Genomic DNA, 24,150 nt, shown 5'->3' with positions numbered 1-24,150 from the left:
AAAAATAATAATGAAAAATTCTAAAATCAATATAAATCAATGTTGTAAGTTGATGAGATTTTGTAGGAACAGGGGACTGGTCCTGCTGTTTTGTGTGCTTCTTTTCTCCTGTGAGAAGATGCTGGAAGTGGAAACGCCTTCCAATCAGATCGGGAAAGATAAAGTCTTTGCGGATGTTCAGACCGCTAATGCGGCACTGGCTGGGTTGTATGCAGGATTAAGGGATAACTCACCGCTCTCAGGGGAGTCACTGGGGGCTTTCCTTGGAGTGTATACCGATGATCTGGATTCGTATGCCTTGACGGATACCAATGGGGTACTGGCATTGTATCACAACCAGCAGACCGATACCAATTCTACGGTGTATTCGGTATGGTCTACGGCCTATCAGCATATCTACGCTGCCAATGCCATTATAGAAGGTGTCAGAGCATCTGCATTGCCGGGCAATGAAAAGAACAGGATAGAAGGGGAAGCCCTTCTGGTGAGAAACATCCTGCTGTTTTATCTTCAGCAGCTCTTTGGAGCGGTTCCTTACCCGGTAAGTACGGATTATACGGTAAATCAGTATCTGTCAAGGGTAGAATCTATAGAGGTGCTGTCAAGACTGGAAGCCGATCTTGTACGCTGTGGAGAGTTGCTGCCGGATCAGTACAGGGATGCCGAAAGGGTATATCCTAACCGTAAGGGAGCTGAACTGATGCTGGCCAGAGTGTATATGCTGGAGCAGAAGTGGGCTCAGGCTGAAACTGTGCTGAAAGCAATTCTGGGAAGCCCGTTGTATAGTTTTCAGAATGACCTGTCAAAAGTGTTTCAGAAGGATTCAAAACATATAATATGGCAGTTGAAACCTGCGAATTCCGGCGATCCTGTGAAAGAAGCCATGCTGTATTATTTTTCAGGGGCCGTGCCCACAGGTTATGCGCTGTCTGAAAGTCTGATGAATTCATTTGAAGCGGGTGACCTTAGAAAGCAGGAGTGGATGGTTCCTGTAACCGTAGGAGGAAATACCTGGTACCGCGTGAATAAGTATAAAAATATTACCATTAATGATACGGAGGATTCTATAGTGTTCCGCCTGGAAGAAGTGTATTTACTGCTCGCTGAAGCACTGGCTCAACAGAATAAAGTTGGGGAAGCCTTGCAGTATATCAATCCCGTGAGGCAGAGAGCAGGACTAAGTGCTTTAGCATTGGTTTCAAAAGAAGTGTTGCTGAGTGAAATCCTTTTGGAAAACAGGAGGGAGTTCTTTACCGAAATGGGACACCGTTTCCTGGATCTAAAACGTAATAACAGGCTTGGCGATCTGCAGGCGGTAAAACCAAACTGGAAACCCTATCATAGTCTATGGCCGGTTCCCCAGAAAGATTTATTGCTTAATCCTAATTTAAAACCTCAGAATAATGGCTATTAACATCAATAAACTGATAATCCTTTTACTCATTCTTATGGGGATGGTCTGTTATGGTCAGGTCAGGCAGGATTCAGTGAAAGATGAAAGTTCAAAATTTTACAATATTGCCGTTAACAAAGTCTCTGATGAAGGGAAGTGGATAGTAGCCACAAAAGTCTACAGGAATAATTATGATTCGGCAGTAGTACTGGCTACCGGGAGATCAGGGGTAAAATCCCTGATAGGCACACTGAACAAAAAATACCAGTACTCGTTTGTAAGAGGTGACCAGCTGCTGGCATTGGGGCAGGGAAAAGCGCTGCTTTGGAATCTGAGGACCGGGATGCAGAAAGAACTGAAGACAGGCCGGGAGGGTAGTGAATCAGTAAATGTATTGCAGAGTGGAGTGATGGAGAAAGGCGATAAGTACTTTTTGCAGACCAGTGACAGTGTTTTGTATATCTATGATGCGAAATCCGCCCTGCTGGAGAAAGTTGAGCGGGTGCAGTATTTCAGGGTGAGCAATTCAGGATCTGTATTGTATATCGTGAAAAAATCAGGCAGGGAGACTCAGCTGATGAAGTATTCCGGTAATAAAGTAGAGAGCGTGTATGCTGCGCCTGGCATGATCCGGAGTATGGAAGAAACACCTTCAGGAAGTTTTCTGATTCTTAAGGAGGAAGCAACAGATGAAGGAGACTCAAACAGTTCACTTCAGAAGGTTGTGCTGCTGGATACAAAGAGAGGGGAACTGGTGCTTCCTGATATCGATAAGGTCAGAAAGGAAGAATACCTGCGTTTTACCGAAATACAAAACGGAAATTCCATCATGATTACAGGAATGATCCATGTTCCGGCAGAAAAGGGTACGGTTGATATCTGGTATGGAAATGATGGTAATCTGGAAGCCAAGCAGGAAGGTTCATTTGTCAATAGATACTGGATATGGAAAAAAGATGGGAATAAGTTGATGAGAGTTCCTTCTGATCGTTTTTCAACAGTAATAAGCCTGAATAATCCTGATTATTTTTTGATGTTTAACAGGGAGGAATTGCAGAATTATTCAACCCTTTTTCCTCTGATTCACGGTTTTCTGTATGATCGTAAAAAAGAGACCTATGAGGATCTGGGTATCATGCAGGCGGAACTTTCAGTGTCAGACCGTGGAAGTCATTTTGTATTTAAAAATAAGGACGGACTATGGGTGCTGGTAGATACGGAGACGTTTAGGAAAATAATGCTGGAAAAGAAGGATTTGACAAGAGCATATTTCAGCCCGGATAGCAGAACGATATTTTTTGAAAACAGCAGCGATCTTTGGAAGTATGAAATAAATAAGGGACAGTTTACTGCACTTAACATCGATCATGAAAATGAAGTAAAGGTGGTAACGAAAGATGAAACCGATTTGTATCCTGAGTCGGGTTATAATTTTAGGAAAAGTATACTGAATGTAGATGCGCCGTTACTGCTGGCAGTAACCCGGAAAGGAACGATTGAGAAAACCTTTTTGAAATGGGAGAAAGGAAGGTTTGAAACACTCATGGCTTCTTCAGCTTCGAATATAACATGGTATAAAACGGATGAATCTTTAAAAAAGGCAGTGTATGTAGAGGAAAGTCTTCATTTTCCGCCTAGAATTGTCAGTAAGGAGATAGGAAAAGAAAAAGGGAATATTGTATTTCAGAGTAATGCACATGATAAAATATCAGCGTCGATAAGGAGGGATGTGATTAGTTTTAACAGTAGAGATGGAGTAGCTATGAAAGGACTTTTGTATTATCCTATCGGGTATACTGAAGGGAAAAAATATCCAATGGTCGTTCATATCTATGAAGTGCAGAGCAGGAATCCGAATCAGTATTTATCCCCTTTGAATAATTTTCCGGTGGGGTTTTCGATTAGGAAACTTTTGCAGGAAGGGTATTTTGTGTATCTGCCGGATATTACGAACGGACCTTCAGGAGTAGGGCAGTCGGCATTGGACTGTGTGGAAAGCTCACTGGATGCATTAAAGACTCATGCAGGCGTTGATCTTACGAGTGTAGGATTGATAGGGCATTCTTTTGGAGGCTACCGAACGAATTTTATAGCAGGACATTCCCATCGTTTTAAGACCTATATCTCAGGCGCAGGAGCCGGTGATTTAACCAGAATGTATTTTTCTTATAATGAGACTTCATCCACTCCTTTTTACTGGCAGTTTGAAGAGGGGCAGTACAATATGCATGCTTCTTTCGCGGAGGATAAAAGACTGTATGTGGATAATAATCCGATTGAATATGTACATAAAGTCAATGCTCCCATGCTTTTATGGACCGGAATGGAAGATAAAAGGATTGTGTGGGACCAGACCATGGAATTTTATATTGGGCTGAAAAAGAATAAAAAAGATGTCGTGGCATTATTTTATTCGGGAGAAGCCCATGTTTTTACCACAGGTTCAAAGGCAGAGAAAGATCTGGAACTGAGAATACAGGATTGGTGGGATTATTTTCTGAAAGGAAAGAGGGGTATTTCATGGATTGACAAACAAATCAAAAAGGATGCTGATTAGCATCCTTTTTCCATTTTATATGGGCGTAAAATTTCAAAAATCTGAAATATTTTTATAACTCGTTGTAAACATAGTATTCTATATCAATTCCAGATTGCTGAAATCCCTGATAATTCTAATGTTTGCCTTCATTGATTTCCTCTACCAGTTTTGCGTTGAACGCGGGAAGGTCTTTGGGAGTTCTGCTCGTAACAAGCCCGGAATCAACAACGACTTCCTGATCTTCCCAACGGGCTCCTGCATTTTTTAAATCCTGGCTGATAGAGTAGACTGAGGTTAAATCTCTACCTTCGACAACGCCGGCATTAATGAGAATCTGAGGTCCGTGGCAAATTGCCCCTACGGGTTTATGCTGGGAAAAAAAATCTTTTACAAAGGCAATAGCTTTTTCATTGGTTCTTAGCTGATCGGGATTGATAACTCCACCCGGTAATACAAGAGCATCGTAGTCTGAAGCATCTGCATTTTCCAGGTTTTGATCTACAGGATATTCTTTGCCCCAGTTTTTTTCTGCCCAGGATTTGATACCTCCCGTTTCAGGACTTACAATGTGTGTAGTCCATCCCTGCTGTTCCAGATAATCTTTAGGTGAGCTTAGTTCGCTCTCTTCGAAGCCGTGTGTGGCCAATATTGCAATTTTTTTTGACATAATTTAATTTTTAGGTTAAAAGAAATCTACCGGCTTATTGTCCTGGCAATAGAATTCTGCTCATCATTAAGAAGCGGATATTTTCTTAATTTTTTAAATCTTCAAGATTCTCAAATTTATCATGAGAAGCTTTTAACTGGTGAAGCTGATCAAGTACGACTCTGGAACTTTCCGGACATAAATCACCGCTGTCTAAGGCATCCTGATAAGCGTCAATAGCAGCACTTTCACCATATACCACATTTCCTATAGTTGTATCGGCTTTGTCAGCCGAAAAAGAATTTTTTACATCAATCCAGGCTCTGTGAATTGCGCCTGCCGCAGAACCTGACTGATCAGGTGTACCTCCTCTCTCCGTTATTAGATTGGTAAGCTGATTTTTCATAGTATGTGACTGCGATACCATGGTGTCATAGTCTGCCCTTAGCAGAGGATACTGCTCCCATACTTTGTCTTCAACTTTAGAAAATCCTTGAATTCTGTCGTTTGTAATGTTCAGTAAATCGTTTAATACTGACAATGTTTTTTGGTTGTTCATACTGTATATTTTTTGAATGGTAGTATTAACTTTGCAAGTGCCATGCCTTAAACAGCCTATTTGGTGAGATGTGGTACTTAAAAAAATCTTAAAATCCAAGATTAATATACTATTGAATAGAATAACGACAGACTGAAATATAACAAAAAGGATATTTCAATGAATGGCTTATTGATTTGAACTGATAAGAATAGAAGGCATAGATGGTGATATATGAAAATATATGCTTCGTAAACTTTTATTAATTAGGTTTCTAACGATCCAATATAATATTATACTGTAAAAGGATGCTTTAAGCATCCTTTTACAGTATATTGTTTCTCTAATTAAGCGGTTTTCTGCCGGTAAAAATATTGATCAGAACAACAATGATGGCAATTACTAAAAGGGTATGTACTAAACTGCCCGTATTCATACCAGGAATAATTCCAAGCATTCCTAAAAGCCATACAACAATGCAGATTACTGCAATAAGCCAGAGTAAATTTCTCATAATATTATTTTTTGTGGTTAGTGGTGTAATATTTTTATGATTAATTCTAGTGATGCCTTACTCCTTTATGATGATAAGCAGTGTTTTTCTGACTGATACTGTAATTCAATGGACTGTTCTTATTTACTTTGATGCTTTTCATATTGGAGGTTAGCTCATCATGTTGATCCGGAAGATTATAATGGAATTCTTTACCGTTCTTATAGAGTTTGTTGTCATAGGTACGGTAAATCTGATTTTCCTTATAAGTATTTCCGTCAGGGGCGAGATATACTTTTTTCTGTTTGATTCTTTTTCGCAGGCCCATATAAAGCAAAGAGCTCCCTGCCGCTAAGGCCAATGCTATTTTTACTGTATTGTTCATACGATATATATTTATTCAAATAATTACAATTTTTTTGCCATTAGTACCAAATGTGGTACTTTTTGTTGGGAATTTTTATTGGATGTACAGGAGTTGGGGATATATAAAAAGAAGGATACCTTGTGGCATCCTTCTCTCTGTTAATGGGAAGTTGGTTTACGGTAGAATTTCAAACAAATCTCCGAAACACTGGGAACCGCTCATTCTTTTTAGATTGTGAGGGCCAGTGGCATCGGTGTAGGTACAAAGTACCCCGGTGTTGACCGTTTCACAGTTTTTAACCGCTACACAGGTAGGCTCTCCGAAATTGCCGACTCTGTATCCAATAGTAACTACTTTGGATGAACTTTCGATGTTTGATGCTAATGCACCTCCTGTGCCCATAATTACCAGGGCGGCAGGAATTAGAAACTTTTTCATAATAATTGAAGTTTTTGGTAAATGATTGCTTACTCTTTGTTCAGGTTTTCAGCTTCCCCTGTCGTAAAATATTTTACATTGCTTGTTCTGTATCGATAACGGACTAGCTTTTTTCCGGTAAGAGCATACAGGTATTGATCGGTTACCATAATCTGGGATACAGGTTTGTGATCAATATGGTCTATATAAAAGCTCCCTGCATATTCCTGCCGGTCTGTACGGTAAATGTCGATTACCGTTGCATTTTTCCAGCGTTCTTTGGGTTCATGTTTTCCCATTAAGTGGGATTGGTTAAACAGAAAGGGGCCGTTTGTGGTAATTGCTGAGTTAACCTTTAAGGGGCGGGACTTTAGCTTCATCGTGCCGTCTGAAAGCTTAACAGGCTCAACCTGTGCTTTTGAAATGGTATCAATGGTTTTCATCTTGTCTTTTAACTGCATACCATTATTCATGATCAGAAATTGATTTCTATAAGAGTACATATAGATAATATTTCCGCTTTTTTGATCAGCGGCCAGCTGGCCGTCTGCATCGAATATTCCGTCAATCTGTTTTTGCAGTAGCTTCTCAGATAAGCTGAATTTAGGATGTTTATTCAGAGCCAGCAGTCCCAACTCATATTCTCCTGTTTCACTGCTCCGGATTCTTAGCGCAAAATGAGAAGAATCTATCACCGCCAGCTGATTAAAGTATACCTCATTATAGCTGATGGTATGTGCTGAAGAGTCTTTTATTTTTCCTCTGTAGATAATAGGAACGCTGCCGTCATACAGGTAATAATAAGGTCCTGATACTTTGAACTGTAAATTGGTGTAATTGAAATCAGTACGGTCAGGATGTATTCTCTGTGATTCCGGTGTTTTAAAAGCTCTTTCAATAGTAGTGAGCAGTAGGGGAAAAGAAGCGTTCCCCAGAAATACTTTTCCCCGGCTGTTTCCTGCAAAATAATAGTGCTCATTATCCAGATCCAGGACCTTATCCTGGATAATAGGATGAGCGAGAAAACGGCGGGTAAAATTATTTTCTTTTCTAACTGTATTTTCAGAACTTATGTATAGCAGGATAACAAGCAGTGAACTTATAAAAATCATTAAAGCTATTTGTAAATAAACCTTCCTTCGGTATCTTCTTTTACAATAGATACAGAGGAGAGCAATGACGGCCAATACTACGCATGCTATATTAAATAGGAGATGTTCTTTCCAGTCCATCTTTTCCAGAATGCCTCCGCAGGAACAAGGGATTGATTCACTATAGTGTAAGATGAGATAAATGTAAACAGTAAAACTCATCATTATTCCTAAGGAGAAAAGCAAGCCTAGAGACCGTGTACTTCTAATCAGCAGCAGCGTGACAATCAATAATTCAACGACAATAACCAGATAGGATATGGGACCGGCGTATGCGGTAAGAAGCGGAGACTGGGCAATCTGGACCTGGAAATTTTCAAAATCCAGAATCTTATTAACCGAAGCGTAGATAAATAACAATACAAAAAAATAGGTAACCGCTGTCGGTACTAAAGGAATTAATTTTTTCATGGTAATGAGTTCAGCATTGATATAATAAGATCCATATAACCTTTACTCCGCAGTATTCCGGCATCGTTGTTTTCTCCGAAATAGGTATTGTTGTGGTAAAAGTTCCTTTGTTTTTCCAAACTCCGCTGACTGGACATAGCTTTCCGGATGCTGCGGTGACAGGTAGTTTAACTTCGACGCTCATTTCCTCTCATTATAGTTTTCCACAGGTCTCCAGTGATCACGGTCTTTAGGCGGATCAGTATCTTTATAAGTAGTACTGTCTGCCTTGGCTGAAAAAGTATTGTAGTTTTGAATGTTTCCATTCATTTCTTCCATGTCTTCAGTAGAAGCAACATCGTTCGGATGACAGGAAAATACCAGTAATGAGAATATAATTCCCATAGAAATATAAATTGCGTTCTTCATGATTTGGGATTTAAAAATTAATAATCCCGGCCGGTTTTTTCTAGAATTCTGAGAACGAATGTAGGACAAGTATTTGCTGAAAAAAAAGGTGTTTTGGGCTGATTTATAAAAAATATATGGTCGTTTTGTAAATTAATTCAGCCTTTGTTTTGGGTTTAACAATCTGATAATCATAAGTTTGTTTTGGGTTTTTGTTGATGTGAGAATTCCCTGTGTGTTGAAATAGTTTTATTCCTGTTTCATTTTACGTACTTTTGAATAATATTCATCAGATCTTAAAAATTTATTAATAAAACTTTTTCCGTTTTGAAAAAAGCAATATTTCTTTTCATGTGTATTGGTGTTTTAATGAGTGGTCAGAAATTTTCAGACTATAGAGCACGGTATGATAATTTTGATGAAAATGACAGCCATGCCATGGAATTTGTTGATGCTTATATCAGGGAAGCGAAAAAAGTAAAAGATTATAAAGAACTTTCACAGGCTTACCGGGATGCAGTCTATTTCAGCAAAGAAAAAAAACTTATGTATGCGGACAGTGTAATAGGGGCCGCTATCTTAGCAAAGGATTCTGATGTAATCGGTAATGCCTACTTAACTAAAGGAAGTATCTATTATTTTACACTGCGGAAATACCAAAAAGCTTTGGATGAATACCTGAGAGCCTGGACTTATCTGGAAAACTCTAAAGACTCATACCTGTACCATAAGAATCTGTATCATATAGGAGTCGTTAAAAGTTACCTGGGATATTATGAAGAAGCCTATAAAATCTTTTCAAAATGCCGCCAGTACTATAATAAACCTGACGCTCCGGAAACACAGCCCAATCTTCGCCATAACCGGAAAAGAGGATACCTGAACAGTTTGAATCAGATGAGTATATGTTTGATACTCCTGTCCAGATATAAGGATGCTGAACCATTGGTATCGGAAGGTCTTCAGCAGTCTGCTAATGATAAGGATTTTGATCTTGAAAGAAGCTACTTCTATAAACTGAAAGCTATACTGGAATACCTGGAAAAAAATGATCAGGAAGCCTTGGCAGATTTTAATACGGCACTAGCCGGTATTGAAAAAGTGAATGATTTTACGAATGCTTCGGTTATTTATTATTTAAAAGGAAAAATTCTGCTCAGGAATAACCGGGATCAGCAGGGTATCGGTTATCTTAAAAAAGTAGATTCGATCTTTCAGCAAAACAGTTTTGTATTGCCTGCGACCAGAGAAACGTATGAACTGCTTATTGATTATTACAGAAATAATGCAGACCCTAAAAAAGAACTTTATTATACGAATCAGCTATTGAAATTTGATAAAATATTATCAGCAGATTTTAAGTATTTGTCTACTAAGATTCATAAGGAATATGATACAAAAGCATTGATTGAGTCGAAGAAAAAATTAGAAAATACCTCACGTTACGGATACGCCGTAGCAGCATTCTGTCTGATTGGGCTTTTAGTGATTGCTGGAGTTGGTTATCAAAGAATATGGAAAAATAAAAAAGGAGAGTTGGTGAGGACTCAGGCTGTGATGGAAATCTCTGATGAAGAGCCTCATGAAACCAATTCCGTTAAATCTTTCAAATTGCCGGAACACCTGGTTGCGGATATTTTAAATAAGCTGCAGCTTATGGAAGAAAAGAACTTTTATCTTGAAAAAGGATTAACACAAAGTCAATTGGCTAAGAAGCTCAAAACCAATACTGCGTATCTCTCTGCGATTATTAATGAGCATAAAGGCTGCAATTTTAATACCTACATTAACCGGCTGAGAATTATGTATGCTAAAGAAATGCTGACCAATGATCCTATTTGGCGAAAATATGCTATTGATGATATTTCCAGAGAATGCGGATTCTCCAATAGATCAAATTTTTCAAAATTGTTTCTGGAAATGACTAAGATGAGCCCCGTTGAATTTACCAGGAAAATCGAACAGGGGGTTGAATAATAAGTTGATAATATATGGGTTGAGAGGTGACCGATTTTATTTTTGTATCTTTTTATGTAAAAAAATATGGAACCTCAGTTGTTTTTTAAAAAGTGTGAGAAATTACTAGCCCTGCTGGATAAAAAATTGGACAGGATTGAGTTTGAAAATAGTGAAGATAGGATAGGATGCTGCGAAAAATCGCTAATGGAAATTGATATTGCGATTAGAGATATTAAATCAATGGTAGTTATCCTCGAGTTTTCGGCAGCAGGGGATGAAATCTATTTCTTTAAGCAACTCAAGCCTCTTTTTATTTCACGATTTATCTATTATTCAAGACTGTTATCCATTGAGGCGGCAAAACCAAATGCGGGACAATTAAGTGTTAAAGAGTACTATCATTGCGAATTGGAAGTCCTGAAAAATTTTTATCAGGAGCATATTGACTTTTATGAGTATTACAGGAGAAAAGCTGCATTTTTGGATCACAAATATTTTGTCCGCAGTCAATTTGACCTTAAAACAAAGCTTGAATCGGGATTGTATAACTATGATGAAAAGTTCGCTACTTCCCATGACCACTTGGTCGCCCAGATTCTGGCTAACGACCGACTGGAGAAATATCTTTTGAAATCTATAAGCGAAGCCGAAGGATATGTTTTTGAAAAGATAAATGATCAGTCTCCATTGGATTGGTCTTCTTCAAAGTCTGGATTGGTTGAACTTTTATATGCCCTTCATCAAACACGCTGCTTTAACGGTGGAAATATTGAATTTAGTGAGGTCATACGCTTTACTGAAAGATCGCTGAATGTCAGTTTGGGGAATTTTTATAAAACCCTGCATGAAATCAAGAACCGTAAAATAAACCGGACTAAATTTCTTCAGCTTTTAAATGATAATCTGAATCAGGCATTTTTGGATTCAGACCGCTGAATTTAACTTCTATTATTTTTTAGCATAAAATCTTTCGGTACTTACGAATGTCTACCGAAGGAATTTATATGTAAAGCCTAAACTTTGTTCTACTCATAAAAAACAAATATCATGAATATTGACAGAATAGAATTTATGGCTTGGATGGAGAGAATTATGACTCGTTTTGATATCCTTCATGAAAAAATAAATAAAAAACAAAATGAACTGTCTTCTATTGATGGTGAGCAGTTACTGGATAACCAGGACGTACTTCAGATGCTTAAGATTAGTTCACGGTCATTACAGCGTTACCGGTCAGACAAAAAACTGCCATATTATACGATAAGCGGTAAATTATATTATAAGCTTTCCGATGTTCATCAGTTAATCAGGGACAGTTTTAATAGCTGATTGATGAAGGGTATATGATCGTTCTATTAGTAAATAAATAATGTGAAATAATGGACAGCTTACCTGATCATGATGAATTAGGCATGTAAGCAACGGCGTCATATTTGCATTTTTTTAACTGCCGTAGATCAGAGTAGGGTCATTTTTTTATAGTTACTAATGACCGGCAATAAAAAATCAATCTACAGTGCTCTTGCTGCGAATCTGTTAATCGCATTAACAAAGTTTATAGCAGGTTCAGTTACCAACAGTTCGTCCATGATTTCCGAGTGAATCCATTCAACAGTTGATACCGCTAACCAACTGTTACTTTTATGTGGATTGAAAAGGAGCAGGAAGGCCGCTGATCAATCTCATCCATTTGGATATGATTTTAGCGCCAAGCGTGTAAATTGCTTATAATAGAAGGTAATAACCTGTTAGCTAGTTAATTGTTGATTTTTTACGAAGCGGGAAGATGAACATGTAATAACCCAATAAAACAAGCTTAAATGGTTTAATTTTTGCATTGGCAACAGACCGATTTTATTCTAAGATGTTTATTAACCCAATAAATATTGTTAGTATGATCACTGATGAAAATGTATTGCTCCAGCATGGAGCATTTTATGAACACTATCCTGCTAAAGAGATTATTTTTCAGAATGGAGACATACCGCATTTCTTTATTCAGATCTGTAGCGGGACAGTAGAATTGAACAACTACCATGATGATGGCCGAGAGTTTACTCTAAATATACTTTCCGAAGGGGACAGTATCGGCGAATCACTCTTGTTTGGAGACAAGAATTATCCAATGAATGCCGTGGCAAAGACCGACTGTACAGTTATAAAACTGGCTAAAAGTAGTTTTTTGGAACTGGTCAATAGTAATAGGGAAATTTCTTCCCAGCTCCTGGAACACCTTTCGGACCGGCTTTATTACAAATATACCATGCTGTTTAACAATTCTTCTACGGATCCGATTGTAAAGATTACTTCTTTATTGGACTACTATAAAGAATGTGCCATGGAGGAAGAGCGATATGGTTACCATATGCCGCTGACAAGACAGCAAATTGCGAATCTCACGGGATTACGGGTAGAAACTGTTATCAGAACGATAAAGAAAATGGAGGCACAGAAAATCATCCATCTAAAGGAGCGTCAGATCTATTATTAGATAAATTGAAACTAACATGGTTTGACCAATCACCTTGTATTCAATAATGTTCTCGTTAACAAACTGTGTGTCAACGGCGTAATATTTGCAGTTTTTAAGTTACCAAAGATAAATCACTTAAATATTAAATCATGGCAGATAATAAATCAAGGAAAGGAAAGCAGGACCGCAACCAGGTCAGTGGATCAGAAAATTATGAAATCCAATATTTCAAGACTAAGATGGGGGTAACCTCCCAAGCTGTGGTCGGTGCCATTAAAGCTACAGGTTCCAACGATCGTAAAACATTGGAGGAGTACCTCAAGAAGCGCCACAATAAATAGCCGTACTTACATTGACAGTTAATTAGCCGTACTTTTTGATTACGGTGGAATTCGTATGCGCTAAAATCCAATCAATTAAAAGACGTATTATGGCTTTAGAAAAATATCGTGAAAAACGATCAGCGGAAAAAACACCCGAACCATTCGGTGGTAAACCTTCTGGCAAGGAATTAAGGTTTGTTGTTCAAAAGCATGATGCTTCCCATCTTCATTACGATTTTCGCTTGGAAATGGAAGGTGTGCTTAAAAGCTGGGCGGTTCCCAAGGGGCCTTCCCTTGATCCGGATGTCAAGAGACTGGCTATGATGGTTGAAGACCATCCTTATGATTATAGGGACTTTGAAGGGATTATTCCAAAGGGACAGTACGGAGGTGGAACTGTGATTGTCTGGGACGAAGGAACCTATGAGCCGGCGGAGCCTGTGGAAGGTGATCTGAAGAAACAGGAAAAAAATCTATTGCACCAGTTATATTCGGGCAAGCTGAAAATTAAACTTAACGGTGAAAAACTCAAGGGAGAGTTCGCCTTGGTAAAAGCATATGGTAGAGGAGAGAATGGCTGGCTGCTGATGAAGCTTGATGATAAATATGCAACTACGAAAGATATTACTTTAAAAGACAAATCTGTTCTTTCCAAAAAGACCATAGCCCAGATGGAAAAATCTCCGGATAAAGTATATGGGAAAAAGATTGTGAAAAAGGAAAGCACAATCAAAGATAAGCCTGCGGGTGAAAAACACGCTGCAAAGCTCATTGAGGAGCAGCTAAACCCTGGAAAGCAGGAAAATGTTGATATTGATGTATCAAAGGTTTTAAAGAGTGCACCTAAAAAAGCCTTTTATGATCATGTTGAGCCGATGCTGGCCACACTAGTGGACAAGCCGTTTGATGATAAAGAATGGCTGTATGAAGTCAAATGGGACGGCTACCGTGCAGTTTCCTTTGTAAAAGGTGGAAAAGTTGAGATAAAGTCGCGCAATGACAAAAGCTTTAACGAGAAATTTTATCCCGTTTATGATGTGCTCAAAGAGCTTAAGCTAAATGCCGTTATAGACGGTGAGATCGTGGTTGTCGGTGAGAATGGTCAGGCCGACTTCGGAGCATTGCAAAACTGGCGAAGTGAGTCAGACGGGATATTACTATACTATGTTTTTGATATTATCTGGTATGACGGAAAAGACCTAACGGATCTGACCTTGTGTGAGCGCAAAGCTGTACTGAAAGAAATCCTACCTGAGAATGATCTCATCAAAATAAGCACACCATTCTATGCCTCAGGAATCGAATTTCTGGAAGCTGCAAAGAAGATGGGGCTGGAAGGTATCATGGCCAAGAAGAAGGATAGTCTTTACCATACCCATGTCAGGACAAAAGACTGGCTTAAGATCAAGGCTAATAAGAGACAGGAAGTGGTGATTGGAGGTTTCACCCTGAACGACGATTCCAGCAAATCTTTCAGTAGTATCCTTGTCGGTGTTTATGAAGGCAAGAAACTAATCTATACAGGAAAAGTGGGCACAGGCTTTAATGCAAAAATGCAGGAGGAAATGATGGATCAGTTTAGACCTCTGATTACCGATAAGGCACCTTTTTCGGAAGAGCCGGATGTCAACAAGCCATCACGGTTTCGTCCTAACCCGCCTCATGCGTCGGTTACCTGGCTTAAACCTACACTTATCTGTGAAGTTAACTTTACGGAAATAACAAGTGACGGCGTAATGCGACATCCATCTTTTGAAGGCATGCGGGAGGACAAAAATCCAAAGAAAATAGTACTGGAAAAAGAAGTTGAAACGGAGCAGATTATTGATGAGAAAACTGACAATATCGTTAAACCACAAGGAAAGATGAAACGTAAAACTTTATTGAATCCAAAAGATAAAACGCAGGTGAAGACCGTCAATAAACGTGAACTGAAATTTACCAATCTGGATAAGATCTTTTGGCCGAAAGAAAAAATTACTAAACGCGATCTGATCAATTACTATTACCAGGTAGCGCCCTTTATTCTGCCTTATCTAAAAGACCGCCCTCAAAGTATGAACCGCTTTCCCAATGGTATCGAAGGAAAGAGCTTTTATTATAAAAATGTGACCGATAGCGCACCAGATTGGGCAGAGACCTACCTGTATAAAAGTGAGATCGATCAGGAAGACAAACATTATCTTGTCGGAAAAGATGAGGCTACTTTGCTATATATGGCAAACCTTGGCTGTATTGAAATGAATCCATGGAACAGTACGGTTAAGAAGCCTGACCATCCAACATACTGCATTATCGACCTTGATCCTGACAAAAACTCTTTTGACCAGGTCATTGAAGCTGCGCAGATCACTAAGCAGATCTTAGATGACATGGGAATAGAATCTTATTGCAAAACAAGCGGATCGACAGGACTTCATATCTATATTCCTTTGGGAAATAAATATACTTATGAACAGTCGAAGGAATTTGCCCGCGTTATAGTCACATTGGTACATAAAGAGATTCCGGAGTTTACGAGCTTAGAAAGGACCATCAAGGACCGTAAAGGCAAAATGTATCTTGATTTCTTGCAGAACAGGCCACACGCAACTATTGCATCGGCTTATTCCGTCCGTCCAAAACCTGGAGCAACGGTTTCGATGCCACTGCATTGGGATGAAATTAAAAAAGGCCTTAAAATGAGTGATTTCCATATTTTCAATGCATTGGAAAGATTGTCGAGTGAAGGAGATATATTTAAATCTGTCCTAGGGAAAGGAATAGATCTGAAAAAGGTCATCTCTAAGTATTCAGATAAATAAGTACGGGCATGGAATATTGGAAGGCGCGCATCAAGGTTTCACGAAACCGCGCTTGGAAAAGGAGAACAAAAAGTAAGTTCTTTGTGCAATTTTCTTTCCTTATGTTTTTTTAAAAATTGTGCTTTAGCCCGACTTATATAAATCGGTTTTATTAAAAAGTTGTTATGAAAGAAATTAATAAAACTTTTGAATTTCATTATGAGATAGGAGATGAAATTATTACCGTAAAAGGTATCATTACATCTTTTACGTGCAGTGATGATATCAGTCTTGATAATGTTGATACAGATAATTACAGGGATGCGATTTTCGATGTTTCATTACTAGTTGAGCCAGCGATCAATTCTAAAATTTTTAATCTGGATTGTCCCTTAGTATATATAGTTGGTTTTGGAGGGAGAGATGGGCAGCTTGGACATGTTAAAAATCATCATTTTGTTCCGGTTGACGATCAGGATGAGCTGGTTCAAGCTGTTAGTACTAGCATTTTAGAAGTCTTAATGATGAATGGCCAATCTGGGCACTTCATTGACCACTAGCCATCAGGCTTCGGGGATAAATGCACTGAACCTGAACTTTTATCTTTATAAATTTCTATTTGCCTTCTCTTTTTTTAACTGGTTCCAGTTATTGATAATCAGAATGAGGATTGAACCAAATCGATAGGAATGGCACTCATAACACTAAATCCCCGTTTGAATGTTAAGAATATATTACTCAGGAATAATAAGAGGATTGCAACACCCAGCATGATAGTATTAATTTTAATTTTCTTCTCATAACTGATGAGTTCTTCATTTGGGTATTCGCTTACTGTCTTGTTTTTCACAATGTTGCTTCGATGGTTTTTACAGGTGCATTTTGTTGTAGAGATTTTAAAAGAATGTCTCACTTATGAAGATATAAATTATTTAGATACAGAATAAAATCCGGTTCTGTATGTTGATGGGAGCTGGTTCCATTTAATGTTGCATAGAACTTGGGAGCATTAATAACATCAAAAAGTTAATCATTTTAAAAAATACAGATTCGAGTAACTAAGGTTGGTTTTTGTTCAAATATTATGATACACTCTCACTGCAATTTATAAACGTTTGGAAATCAAGAAGTCTTTTATGTAGAAGGGAAATCAATGTATGAGAATCTCCTCCAATTTGAGTTGTTAAAAAAAGGCTTATCCTTTCACCAGAATTAACGAAAGATCAACACTAATAGATTAATGTTTCAGGCGGAATGAATCATTAAAAAAGGCTGTCTGGAGACAGCCTAATAAAACAAAAAGAATGCGAGTAATTTGTTGTGGTTCTAACTTTTCACCCTTATTCCAAGACCAAATTTTGGATTGCTCGTCTTTTGACCTTTTGCATCATGATAATAAATTTGATAGGTTTCAAAAACAGCTTTCTCCTTTGGAATTTTTGCGTATGCATTATCTCCGGAGTTGTTCACCAGCTTCAGAAAATCATATGCTTTGATCGATTGGGCAGCGTCAAAAGTCTGCTTATCAACAGTAGGCTTCTGAAGAATATAGTGGACAACAGTGTTGCCTTTTAAAAATAACAGCATTGCTGTATTATCACTCTCCCAACTGTAGTCGTAGTTTTGTGGAATTTTAATGCTAAGCGCTTGCTCAGTCATTTCTTTAGGGTTTATTGCCATTTGTACGACTAATGTATCCCAGTCGAAACAGTTTACTTCATCTCGAACGTTTATTATTTCACCTACTTTGTTATTTGTATTAATTTTAGGAGAAAGTTTTTGTTCAAGCTTTGTTAAGCATTCCGTGTTGGTCTGTGCATGGCAGGAAAATGTAAGAGATGCTAATAGTATTAGAATCAAAAAATTTAGCCTTTTTATTCTCATTTTATGGATGGGTTTGTATTTGTCCGCTTGCTACTGCTGCATTAAAGTCATTGATGAACTGCTGCATGTTGTTATCAGGATTTCCGTGCTGGGAAAACCAATTGAACCCCCAATCATTATTATGCAGGTCCATTGTATTATCGTTTCCTGGATTTACGGTTTCATGAAGAGTGTGAAATTCTTTAGCCTTATCCAGCCCTATATCTGCGGCATCCATTGCTGACCACATGGCATGTCTTAAAGCATCATAGACGTTGTCAACCTGTCCTTTTCCATATTGAGCTGCTAAGGCTGCGTTATGTCGCATTTTATCACGATCTGCTCCTGATGTGTTTAAAAGTAGCCACAGGACTTCTCTGGCTGTAGGAGTTTCTAGAATTCCATCAGCCTCACTTGGGTTACTACCATCTGGATCACCGCCTCCATCGGGAGGAAACGGGTCATCACCATCACCCCCATAAGGAGGATCATCATCATCCCAGGTTGGAGGGTTGCCATCATCGTTCCCGCCGGGATCATTACCGCCGCCATCATCTCCTCCGGGAACAGTAATAATAACTTCCGGAATTTCATGTTCGCTCTGTCCGCCTTCAAGACCTCCCTTGAATGCATACAATTCATTTTCTGTCAACAGTTCCAATGTACTGTTGAGCTCGAGTACCTTCGAGTTTCTCATGTATTTAAATTTTAAAAAGGTTATTAGTTTTGGTTAATAAGCCGGCCATTGCCGTCAGTCTGGATAGGGGCAATAATACTATCAATGCAGTTTTCTTTTTTGCGGTGAGACCATGAGAAAACTTTAATGTATTTGTCCCAATTTTTATACATTTTTTGTAGAATTGATTCATGATTATGGGGAACAAGAATAGGAGCTTTATAAAGTTCATAAGCCTTTCCCGGAAAGTAATCGGTAGTTGGTACCTCATACCCGTCTGAAGTAATATATAAATTTTCTTCTTTGTGAAAAAGCAGCCAGATGTCCACAAATGGAAATGTGTAATCATAACCTTCCTTGTATTCGCCATCTTTATAGAAAAATTTGTAATACTCAGATCCTGTTTTATGCCAGATACGCTTTGTAAATTTGATCATATTGTCATTTTCCACTGCACGCAGTAGAAGCTCAATTTCATTCTCATCCATGCATAAGTCTATATCATCATCCCATGGCATAATATCATTATGTCTTATGATCCCCAGAAGCGTTCCTGCATGAGCAAAAAGGCTCAAATCAAGTTCCTTTGCTTTTTCACCCAGGTATTTGAGTATTTCTACTGCCTGTTCTTTATGTCTTTCTTCCCATAGATTAATCTTCTTTATTTTCTCAATAAAAAACGATCCTCTGCTTTTATAGATAGGGCAGTTCACCTCATCATATTCAAACCAGCCGGTGTCAATCACAAGTGTTTTTAAAGAGTTGTTAAAGGAACACTCCAGTATTTCTTCATCGATTGGCTGTTTAATACTTTTTAAGCAGTCCATCGATGTGATTTTTTTTCCATTGATGACGTAGATATAACTGCCCCAATAATAGCCCAGTCTGCTTGGGAATATCTCGTTTCTGGTGATGGTATCCTCTTGCAATTTATTGTATGGAATGATTAGATCCCACTCATTTTCAAGGGAATCGATGTCTGTACAGAGTTCTTCGTATGTATGCTTAAGTTTAACATCATTCTCCAGAATAATGCAGGGTGTTGTTATGTCATTTTTTAAAATATAGTCCCAAATAAAAATGTGGGCGGCGTAATTCTTAATGTCTGTCGGAGACATTTCAAACCCATATTTATCTTTGTGGAAATTTTGATCATAAGGTGATTCCGTTATATTGGAACTGATTTCAACTGTATCATTGCCGGAAGTGGAGTACACGGCTCCTTCTTTAATTTGAAATATCATGTATTAGTTTTGTTTTTTGTAAGGCTTTTGCAGTAAGGTAATCGATGGGAAGTGTTATTTTTATGTTTTCCTCATTGCCCTCAATAAGTTTTATGGTATATCCGTTAAACTCAACCACTGTGGCATCATCAAAAAAAGTTGGTTGATAGGGTGTCTGATAAGCTCTTTTTACAATTTCAGAGTTGAAGACCTGGGGTGTTTGAACAACTTTAAAATCGCTGCGGTTCATGCTCCGGTTATTTTCACCATCTGTCATTCTTATAGTAGGAATCATAGCCACAACGGGAACAACAGCATCATGTTCAATTACTTCTGAGAAAGCGCGCTCAATTACCGTTTCGCTTACGAATGGTCTGACACCATCGTGAATTCCGATATAGCATTCATGATCGGTAATGGTGTCAATTGCATTCTTCACGGAGTGAAACCTTTCCCTACCTCCGGTGACAATCTTAATGGGCTTGAGATAATAGTATTGCTGGCATAATTTGTCCCACATGTCCAAATGAGAGTTATTAAGAACCAGGATTATGTCAAAAATAAGAGTGGGGTGGTTTAAGAAAGTATCGATGGTATGGATTAGAATTGGCTTACCATCAAGGGGAAGGAACTGTTTTGCGTTTTCAGCGCCCATTCTGTTACCCTCACCAGCTGCCACAATTATAATGTATTTCTTCGTTCTCATCAATCGTTTCATTTAACTGATGTCAAAACTAGAACATAAAAATTGCACGGGTGTGAATGGATTGTGAACATTCTATTAATTGTTGAGTTACGGTTTTTTTTATATTCTTAGAGGTTATTATTTTGCAAAAAAAACTAATGATCAAAAGCTTTCCGCACGAAAGGCAGTATGATAAAATGGATTGTGGTCCAACATGTCTGAGGATAATAGCCAAACATTACGGAAGATATTATTCGTTACAATTTCTGAGGGATTTATGCAGCATAACAAAGGAGGGAGTCTCTCTGGCTGACCTGATATATGCCTGCGAAAAAATCGCAATCAAGTCCCACGCAGTACGTTGTACTTTTCAGGAATTGAAATCACAGGTTCATCTACCCGCGATTCTTCACTGGGGTGAAAGTCATTTTGTTGTTATCTATCGAATTAAGGGAGATAAGATTTATATATCGGATCCGGCAAGGGGGAAGGTTGTGTACAGGCTGGATGAATTTCAAAGGAAATGGAAAAAAGACAACGAAAAGGGGATTGCCCTTTTGATTGAACCTGCCCATAACTTTAAAACTGTCCATATTGAAGAAGTCATTGAGCAGAAGAATACGCTGTTCGATTTCCTCAGGTATTTTTCAAACTACAAAAAAATACTGTTTTTATTACTTGTAGTGATGACTATAATTACGGGATTGAATTTATTTCTGCCGTTTATCTCCAGGTCTGTAATTGACATCGGAGTGAACAAAAGGGATTTACAGTTTATTAAGATGATCCTGATCGCTAATCTGGCGCTTATTATCTGTTCTTTTTTTTCAACAATTATACGGGACTGGATCATCCTGCAGGTTTCAAACAGAGTAAGTGTTAATATTATATCAGATTATCTATCGAAGCTTTTAAAGCTACCTTTCAGTTTTTTTGAGAACAAACATCCTGGAGACATCCTGCAGCGGGCCCATGACCATGAAAGAATAAGAAGTTTTATCATGGGAAATTCTCTAAATATTATTTTTTCCCTTTTATCATTTTCTGCTTTCATTTTTGTTCTTGTGATTTACAGCATTCCCGTTTTCCTCATTTTTATAGCAGGTACTGCAATTTATCTTACCTATATATTTCTTTTTTTTAAAGCCCGGAAACAGGTTGATATGAATTATTTTGCTTTAATGGGTAAGGACCAGGGATTCTGGATTGAAACAATTAATAATATTCAGGAAATTAAGATCAATAACTATGAAGTTTCCAGAAAACTGAAATGGGACGAAATACAGGCCAAAATCTTTAAACAGAATCTGCAGATGCAATCCATTACAAACAGGCAGAATGTGGGAGCACAGGTTATTGATAATCTTAAGAATGTATCAATTACCTTCTATTGTGCAGTGCTTGTGATTAATGCTAAAATGACCCTTGGAGAGCTTTTATCCATTCAAATGATACTGGGAATGTTGAATGGCCCGATTCAGCAACTGGTTCAGTTTTTTCTGGGTTTTCAGATGGCGAAATTGAGCTTTAGCCGAATTCGCGAGATCAAAAGTTTGCCCGAAGAAGATAATTGTGAAAATAACAGCTTTACACTGCCTTCCTCGGGAACCTTAAAGTTTTCAAACGTATACTTTCAGTACTCTTCCCGCCAGCCGTACGTATTACAGAATCTGAACTTCGTTGTCCCCGAAGGAAAGACTACTGCTTTTGTGGGGGATAGCGGTAGTGGCAAATCTACAATACTAAAGCTTTTACTGCGATTGTATGAACCTTCTGCCGGTGATATCACAGTGGGAGAGATGAATTATAAGAATATAAGTATTTCTAACTGGAGAGATCAGTGTGGAAGTGTTTTCCAGAACGGTAAGATATTTAATGATACGGTATTAAATAATATTGTCCTCAACACAAATAATATTGATTACAAACTGCTAAAAGATGTCGTTGCTATTGCCAACATGACGCAAGAGATTGAGAACATGCCTTTGGGATACAAAACTAAAATTGGTGAAAACGGAAGGGGAATAAGTGGTGGACAAAAGCAGAGGATCCTTATAGCAAGAGCTTTATACCGAAATCCGAAATATATCTTTCTGGACGAGGCGACCAATGCACTTGATTCAATCAATGAAAAAAATATTGTTCATTCCCTTTCCGGAGTATTCGTTAATAAAACGGTTGTAATTGTTGCTCATCGTTTAAGTACCATTATGAACGCAGATCAGATTATCGTAATGAAAGACGGTAGGATTATAGAAAGAGGAAATCACATGACCCTTATGAATCAAAAGGGACATTATTATAAGCTTTTTGAAAGTCAAATAAACGTTTTAAATGGAGCCGAGAAATTACATACAGAGACAGCCACAGCCTAATTCGGAAGAAATTACTTTTCTAGTTTCACGAATACCGAGTAATATCAGTATACGGATTTTTGTTCTGATCAGTTTACTTCTATTAGTATTTATCATCACCTTATTTGCGATAAAATATCCAGATTCTTATAAAGGATCTGTCACGATCGTGGCAGATAATCCATCCATATCTCTTGTGGCCAATCATCAAGGACCGGTAGTTATTTTGAAAAAAGATCATGATGATGTTAAAAAAGGAGATATTGTAGCTTATATAGAAAATGAAGCATCTTTTCAGGAAATGTTAGCGCTGGAAAAAACAATGCTAAATTTTAATGCGGATACAGATTTTGCCTCATTTTACCACTCACTTCCTAAAATTGTTCATGTTGGAGAGATCAACAACAACTATTTTACTTTCCTTAATGCCTTACAGCAATATGTCCTTTTTTCCAAGAACGACCTTTATGACAAACAGCAAAAGCTTTTAGACAATCTTGCAAGTAAACAGGAAAAACAGCTGCACTTACAGAAGGACAGGGTTAAACTGATCAATAAGAATGACAAATTGGGGTACAATAAGCTTACAAGAGATTCCCTGCTTAGAGATTCCCAGATAATTAGTCAGCAGCAATTTGAAGATACAGAGCAAAACTATCTCAGCGCGCTACAATATAATAATACGACTAAACAGGAGATTCATAAGCTCGACCAGGAAATTCTGAGTACAAAAAATAAAAGCACAGAAGCACGGATCCTGAAAACGGAAAAAGAGGAAAAACTTATCTCCGACTTATACAATAGCTATAATGACCTTGTTAATAAAATCAGGGCTTGGAAAAGAGCTTTTTTGATTATTGCTCCTGTTGGTGGAAAGGTGCAATTTTTAAGCTTCCTGAAAAATAATCAATATATAAATCATCAGGATCCCATCTTTGCGATTGTTCCTGCATCCAATAAAGTTAATGGTCAGATGCTTATCTCAGATTTCGGATTGGGTAAAATTAAACAAAGCCAGGATGTACTGATAAGACTCAATAATTTTCCTCATGAAGAATACGGAGTCATAAAAGCAAAGGTGATAAAAGTTTCGTTTTTGGGAAATACTGTTAAAACTGTAAACGGTGATGAAAAGAAGTATATGGTAGACTTGGCGATCACAGCTGCAGGCGGTACGATCCTTTCGGACGGAGTAGTTGGAGAAGGAGAAATTTTGACTGATAACAAAAGACTTTATGAAAGGGTTCTGGAAAAAGTTATTCTGAACTTCTAAAAATAATGATAATGGTTAAAATGAATCTGTCATCTGTTGTTTTTTTATTCATAAAGAAAATTGTGTTGAGTAGTTCTCTCTAAAGAATTTCACGTTTCAATTCAAATTTATTTCCTAACTAATCGCTCACCGGATATGCGGAACTTTATGAAATACTTTAACTTATCATTAAATGCCGGAAAATGCAATTCTTAGT

General features: G+C 37.9%; 24 protein-coding genes. 12 read left to right on the top strand and 12 right to left on the bottom strand.

The window, feature by feature from the left end; translation table 11 throughout:
- The first annotated feature begins 10 nt into the window (after positions 1-10).
- Positions 11-1,414 carry a RagB/SusD family nutrient uptake outer membrane protein gene (locus J2786_RS17740; RefSeq protein WP_310026141.1) on the top strand — a complete coding sequence of 468 codons (1,404 nt, stop codon included), beginning with the start codon at positions 11-13 and terminating at the stop codon, positions 1,412-1,414.
- Entirely contained in the window at positions 1,404-3,950 is a 2,547-nt protein-coding gene (locus tag J2786_RS17735) for an alpha/beta hydrolase family protein (protein ID WP_310026138.1), read from the top strand. Before J2786_RS17740 ends, J2786_RS17735 begins: the two co-directional genes overlap by 11 nt.
- Before the next feature lie 115 nt (positions 3,951-4,065).
- Here the strand turns inward: J2786_RS17735 and J2786_RS17730 are convergent, their stop codons facing one another.
- The 8 genes from J2786_RS17730 to J2786_RS17695 all read right to left on the bottom strand — a co-directional run bounded on the left by J2786_RS17730 (position 4,066) and on the right by J2786_RS17695 (position 8,363).
- Positions 4,066-4,599 carry a type 1 glutamine amidotransferase domain-containing protein gene (locus tag J2786_RS17730; protein ID WP_255814703.1) on the bottom strand — a complete coding sequence of 178 codons (534 nt, stop codon included), beginning with the start codon at positions 4,597-4,599 and terminating at the stop codon, positions 4,066-4,068.
- 85 nt (positions 4,600-4,684) lie between these two features.
- Positions 4,685-5,137 carry a PA2169 family four-helix-bundle protein gene (locus tag J2786_RS17725; RefSeq protein ID WP_310026133.1) on the bottom strand — a complete coding sequence of 151 codons (453 nt, stop codon included), beginning with the start codon at positions 5,135-5,137 and terminating at the stop codon, positions 4,685-4,687.
- Between the two features lie 322 nt (positions 5,138-5,459).
- Positions 5,460-5,630: a lmo0937 family membrane protein gene (locus J2786_RS17720; RefSeq protein ID WP_255814705.1), complete on the bottom strand. Its 171-nt coding sequence runs from the start codon at positions 5,628-5,630 to the stop codon at positions 5,460-5,462.
- Positions 5,631-5,676: 46 nt separating this feature from the next.
- Positions 5,677-5,994 (bottom strand): hypothetical protein, encoded by a 318-nt coding sequence (locus J2786_RS17715; protein WP_310026128.1) that lies wholly within the window; start codon positions 5,992-5,994, stop codon positions 5,677-5,679.
- Positions 5,995-6,150: 156 nt separating this feature from the next.
- Positions 6,151-6,414 carry a hypothetical protein gene (locus tag J2786_RS17710; protein WP_310026126.1) on the bottom strand — a complete coding sequence of 88 codons (264 nt, stop codon included), beginning with the start codon at positions 6,412-6,414 and terminating at the stop codon, positions 6,151-6,153.
- A 29-nt stretch (positions 6,415-6,443) separates the two neighbouring features.
- A complete protein-coding gene (locus tag J2786_RS17705) occupies positions 6,444-7,955 on the bottom strand; it encodes a DoxX family protein (protein WP_310026124.1) in 1,512 nt (503 codons plus the stop codon).
- A gap of 10 nt (positions 7,956-7,965) precedes the next feature.
- Positions 7,966-8,139, bottom strand: a complete 174-nt coding sequence (locus tag J2786_RS17700) for a hypothetical protein (RefSeq protein ID WP_310026122.1) — start codon at positions 8,137-8,139, stop codon at positions 7,966-7,968.
- Complete coding sequence (locus J2786_RS17695; protein ID WP_310026120.1) at positions 8,136-8,363, bottom strand: hypothetical protein; 228 nt, start codon at positions 8,361-8,363, stop codon at positions 8,136-8,138. Before J2786_RS17695 ends, J2786_RS17700 begins: the two co-directional genes overlap by 4 nt.
- Positions 8,364-8,669: 306 nt before the next feature.
- Here J2786_RS17695 and J2786_RS17690 point away from each other — a divergent pair, with 306 nt between their 5' ends.
- The 8 genes from J2786_RS17690 (at position 8,670) to J2786_RS17660 (ending at position 16,440) form a co-directional block, all read left to right on the top strand.
- Positions 8,670-10,319 (top strand): helix-turn-helix domain-containing protein, encoded by a 1,650-nt coding sequence (locus J2786_RS17690; RefSeq protein ID WP_310026118.1) that lies wholly within the window; start codon positions 8,670-8,672, stop codon positions 10,317-10,319.
- A gap of 66 nt (positions 10,320-10,385) precedes the next feature.
- Positions 10,386-11,237, top strand: coding sequence for an RteC domain-containing protein (locus J2786_RS17685; protein ID WP_310026115.1), 852 nt, complete (start codon positions 10,386-10,388; stop codon positions 11,235-11,237).
- A gap of 111 nt (positions 11,238-11,348) precedes the next feature.
- Positions 11,349-11,630 (top strand): helix-turn-helix domain-containing protein, encoded by a 282-nt coding sequence (locus J2786_RS17680; protein WP_310026113.1) that lies wholly within the window; start codon positions 11,349-11,351, stop codon positions 11,628-11,630.
- Positions 11,631-11,903: 273 nt separating this feature from the next.
- Positions 11,904-12,032, top strand: coding sequence for a cation efflux transmembrane domain-containing protein (locus J2786_RS23110; protein ID WP_510183761.1), 129 nt, complete (start codon positions 11,904-11,906; stop codon positions 12,030-12,032).
- A gap of 163 nt (positions 12,033-12,195) precedes the next feature.
- Positions 12,196-12,792, top strand: a complete 597-nt coding sequence (locus J2786_RS17675; RefSeq protein ID WP_310026111.1) for a Crp/Fnr family transcriptional regulator — start codon at positions 12,196-12,198, stop codon at positions 12,790-12,792.
- Between the two features lie 131 nt (positions 12,793-12,923).
- Positions 12,924-13,115, top strand: a complete 192-nt coding sequence (locus J2786_RS17670; RefSeq protein ID WP_310026108.1) for a DUF3606 domain-containing protein — start codon at positions 12,924-12,926, stop codon at positions 13,113-13,115.
- Positions 13,116-13,204: 89 nt separating this feature from the next.
- Complete coding sequence (gene ligD, locus J2786_RS17665) at positions 13,205-15,901, top strand: DNA ligase D (RefSeq protein ID WP_310026105.1); 2,697 nt, start codon at positions 13,205-13,207, stop codon at positions 15,899-15,901.
- 164 nt (positions 15,902-16,065) lie between these two features.
- The gene (locus J2786_RS17660) at positions 16,066-16,440 is read left to right on the top strand and encodes a hypothetical protein (RefSeq protein WP_310026103.1); all 375 of its coding nucleotides are present in this window, start codon (positions 16,066-16,068) and stop codon (positions 16,438-16,440) included.
- Between the two features lie 766 nt (positions 16,441-17,206).
- On the opposite strand, the gene J2786_RS17655 is transcribed toward J2786_RS17660, so the two are convergent.
- Genes J2786_RS17655 through J2786_RS17640 form a run of 4 tightly spaced genes read right to left on the bottom strand, consistent with a single transcriptional unit; the run spans position 17,207 to position 20,348 of the window.
- On the bottom strand, positions 17,207-17,740 hold the full coding sequence (locus tag J2786_RS17655) for a hypothetical protein (RefSeq protein WP_147367555.1): 534 nt from the start codon (positions 17,738-17,740) through the stop codon (positions 17,207-17,209).
- A gap of 25 nt (positions 17,741-17,765) precedes the next feature.
- Positions 17,766-18,440 carry a DUF6973 domain-containing protein gene (locus J2786_RS17650; RefSeq protein ID WP_120231216.1) on the bottom strand — a complete coding sequence of 225 codons (675 nt, stop codon included), beginning with the start codon at positions 18,438-18,440 and terminating at the stop codon, positions 17,766-17,768.
- Between the two features lie 23 nt (positions 18,441-18,463).
- Positions 18,464-19,663, bottom strand: a complete 1,200-nt coding sequence (locus J2786_RS17645; RefSeq protein WP_310026100.1) for a LicD family protein — start codon at positions 19,661-19,663, stop codon at positions 18,464-18,466.
- The gene (locus tag J2786_RS17640) at positions 19,647-20,348 is read right to left on the bottom strand and encodes a 2-C-methyl-D-erythritol 4-phosphate cytidylyltransferase (RefSeq protein WP_310026098.1); all 702 of its coding nucleotides are present in this window, start codon (positions 20,346-20,348) and stop codon (positions 19,647-19,649) included. The genes J2786_RS17645 and J2786_RS17640 overlap by 17 nt, the downstream gene beginning before the upstream one ends.
- Before the next feature lie 137 nt (positions 20,349-20,485).
- Between J2786_RS17640 and J2786_RS17635 the strand changes: the two genes are divergently transcribed.
- The gene (locus tag J2786_RS17635; RefSeq protein WP_310026096.1) at positions 20,486-22,702 is read left to right on the top strand and encodes a peptidase domain-containing ABC transporter; all 2,217 of its coding nucleotides are present in this window, start codon (positions 20,486-20,488) and stop codon (positions 22,700-22,702) included.
- Complete coding sequence (locus J2786_RS17630) at positions 22,662-23,954, top strand: HlyD family secretion protein (protein ID WP_310026094.1); 1,293 nt, start codon at positions 22,662-22,664, stop codon at positions 23,952-23,954. The genes J2786_RS17635 and J2786_RS17630 overlap by 41 nt, the downstream gene beginning before the upstream one ends.
- Positions 23,955-24,150: the final 196 nt, after the last annotated feature.

The organism is Chryseobacterium vietnamense (genome assembly GCF_031454475.1).
Lineage (GTDB): Bacteria > Bacteroidota > Bacteroidia > Flavobacteriales > Weeksellaceae > Chryseobacterium > Chryseobacterium vietnamense.
The sequence above is the reverse complement of the archived record's forward strand: the minus strand, read 5'-3'. Positions and strand labels throughout refer to the sequence as shown.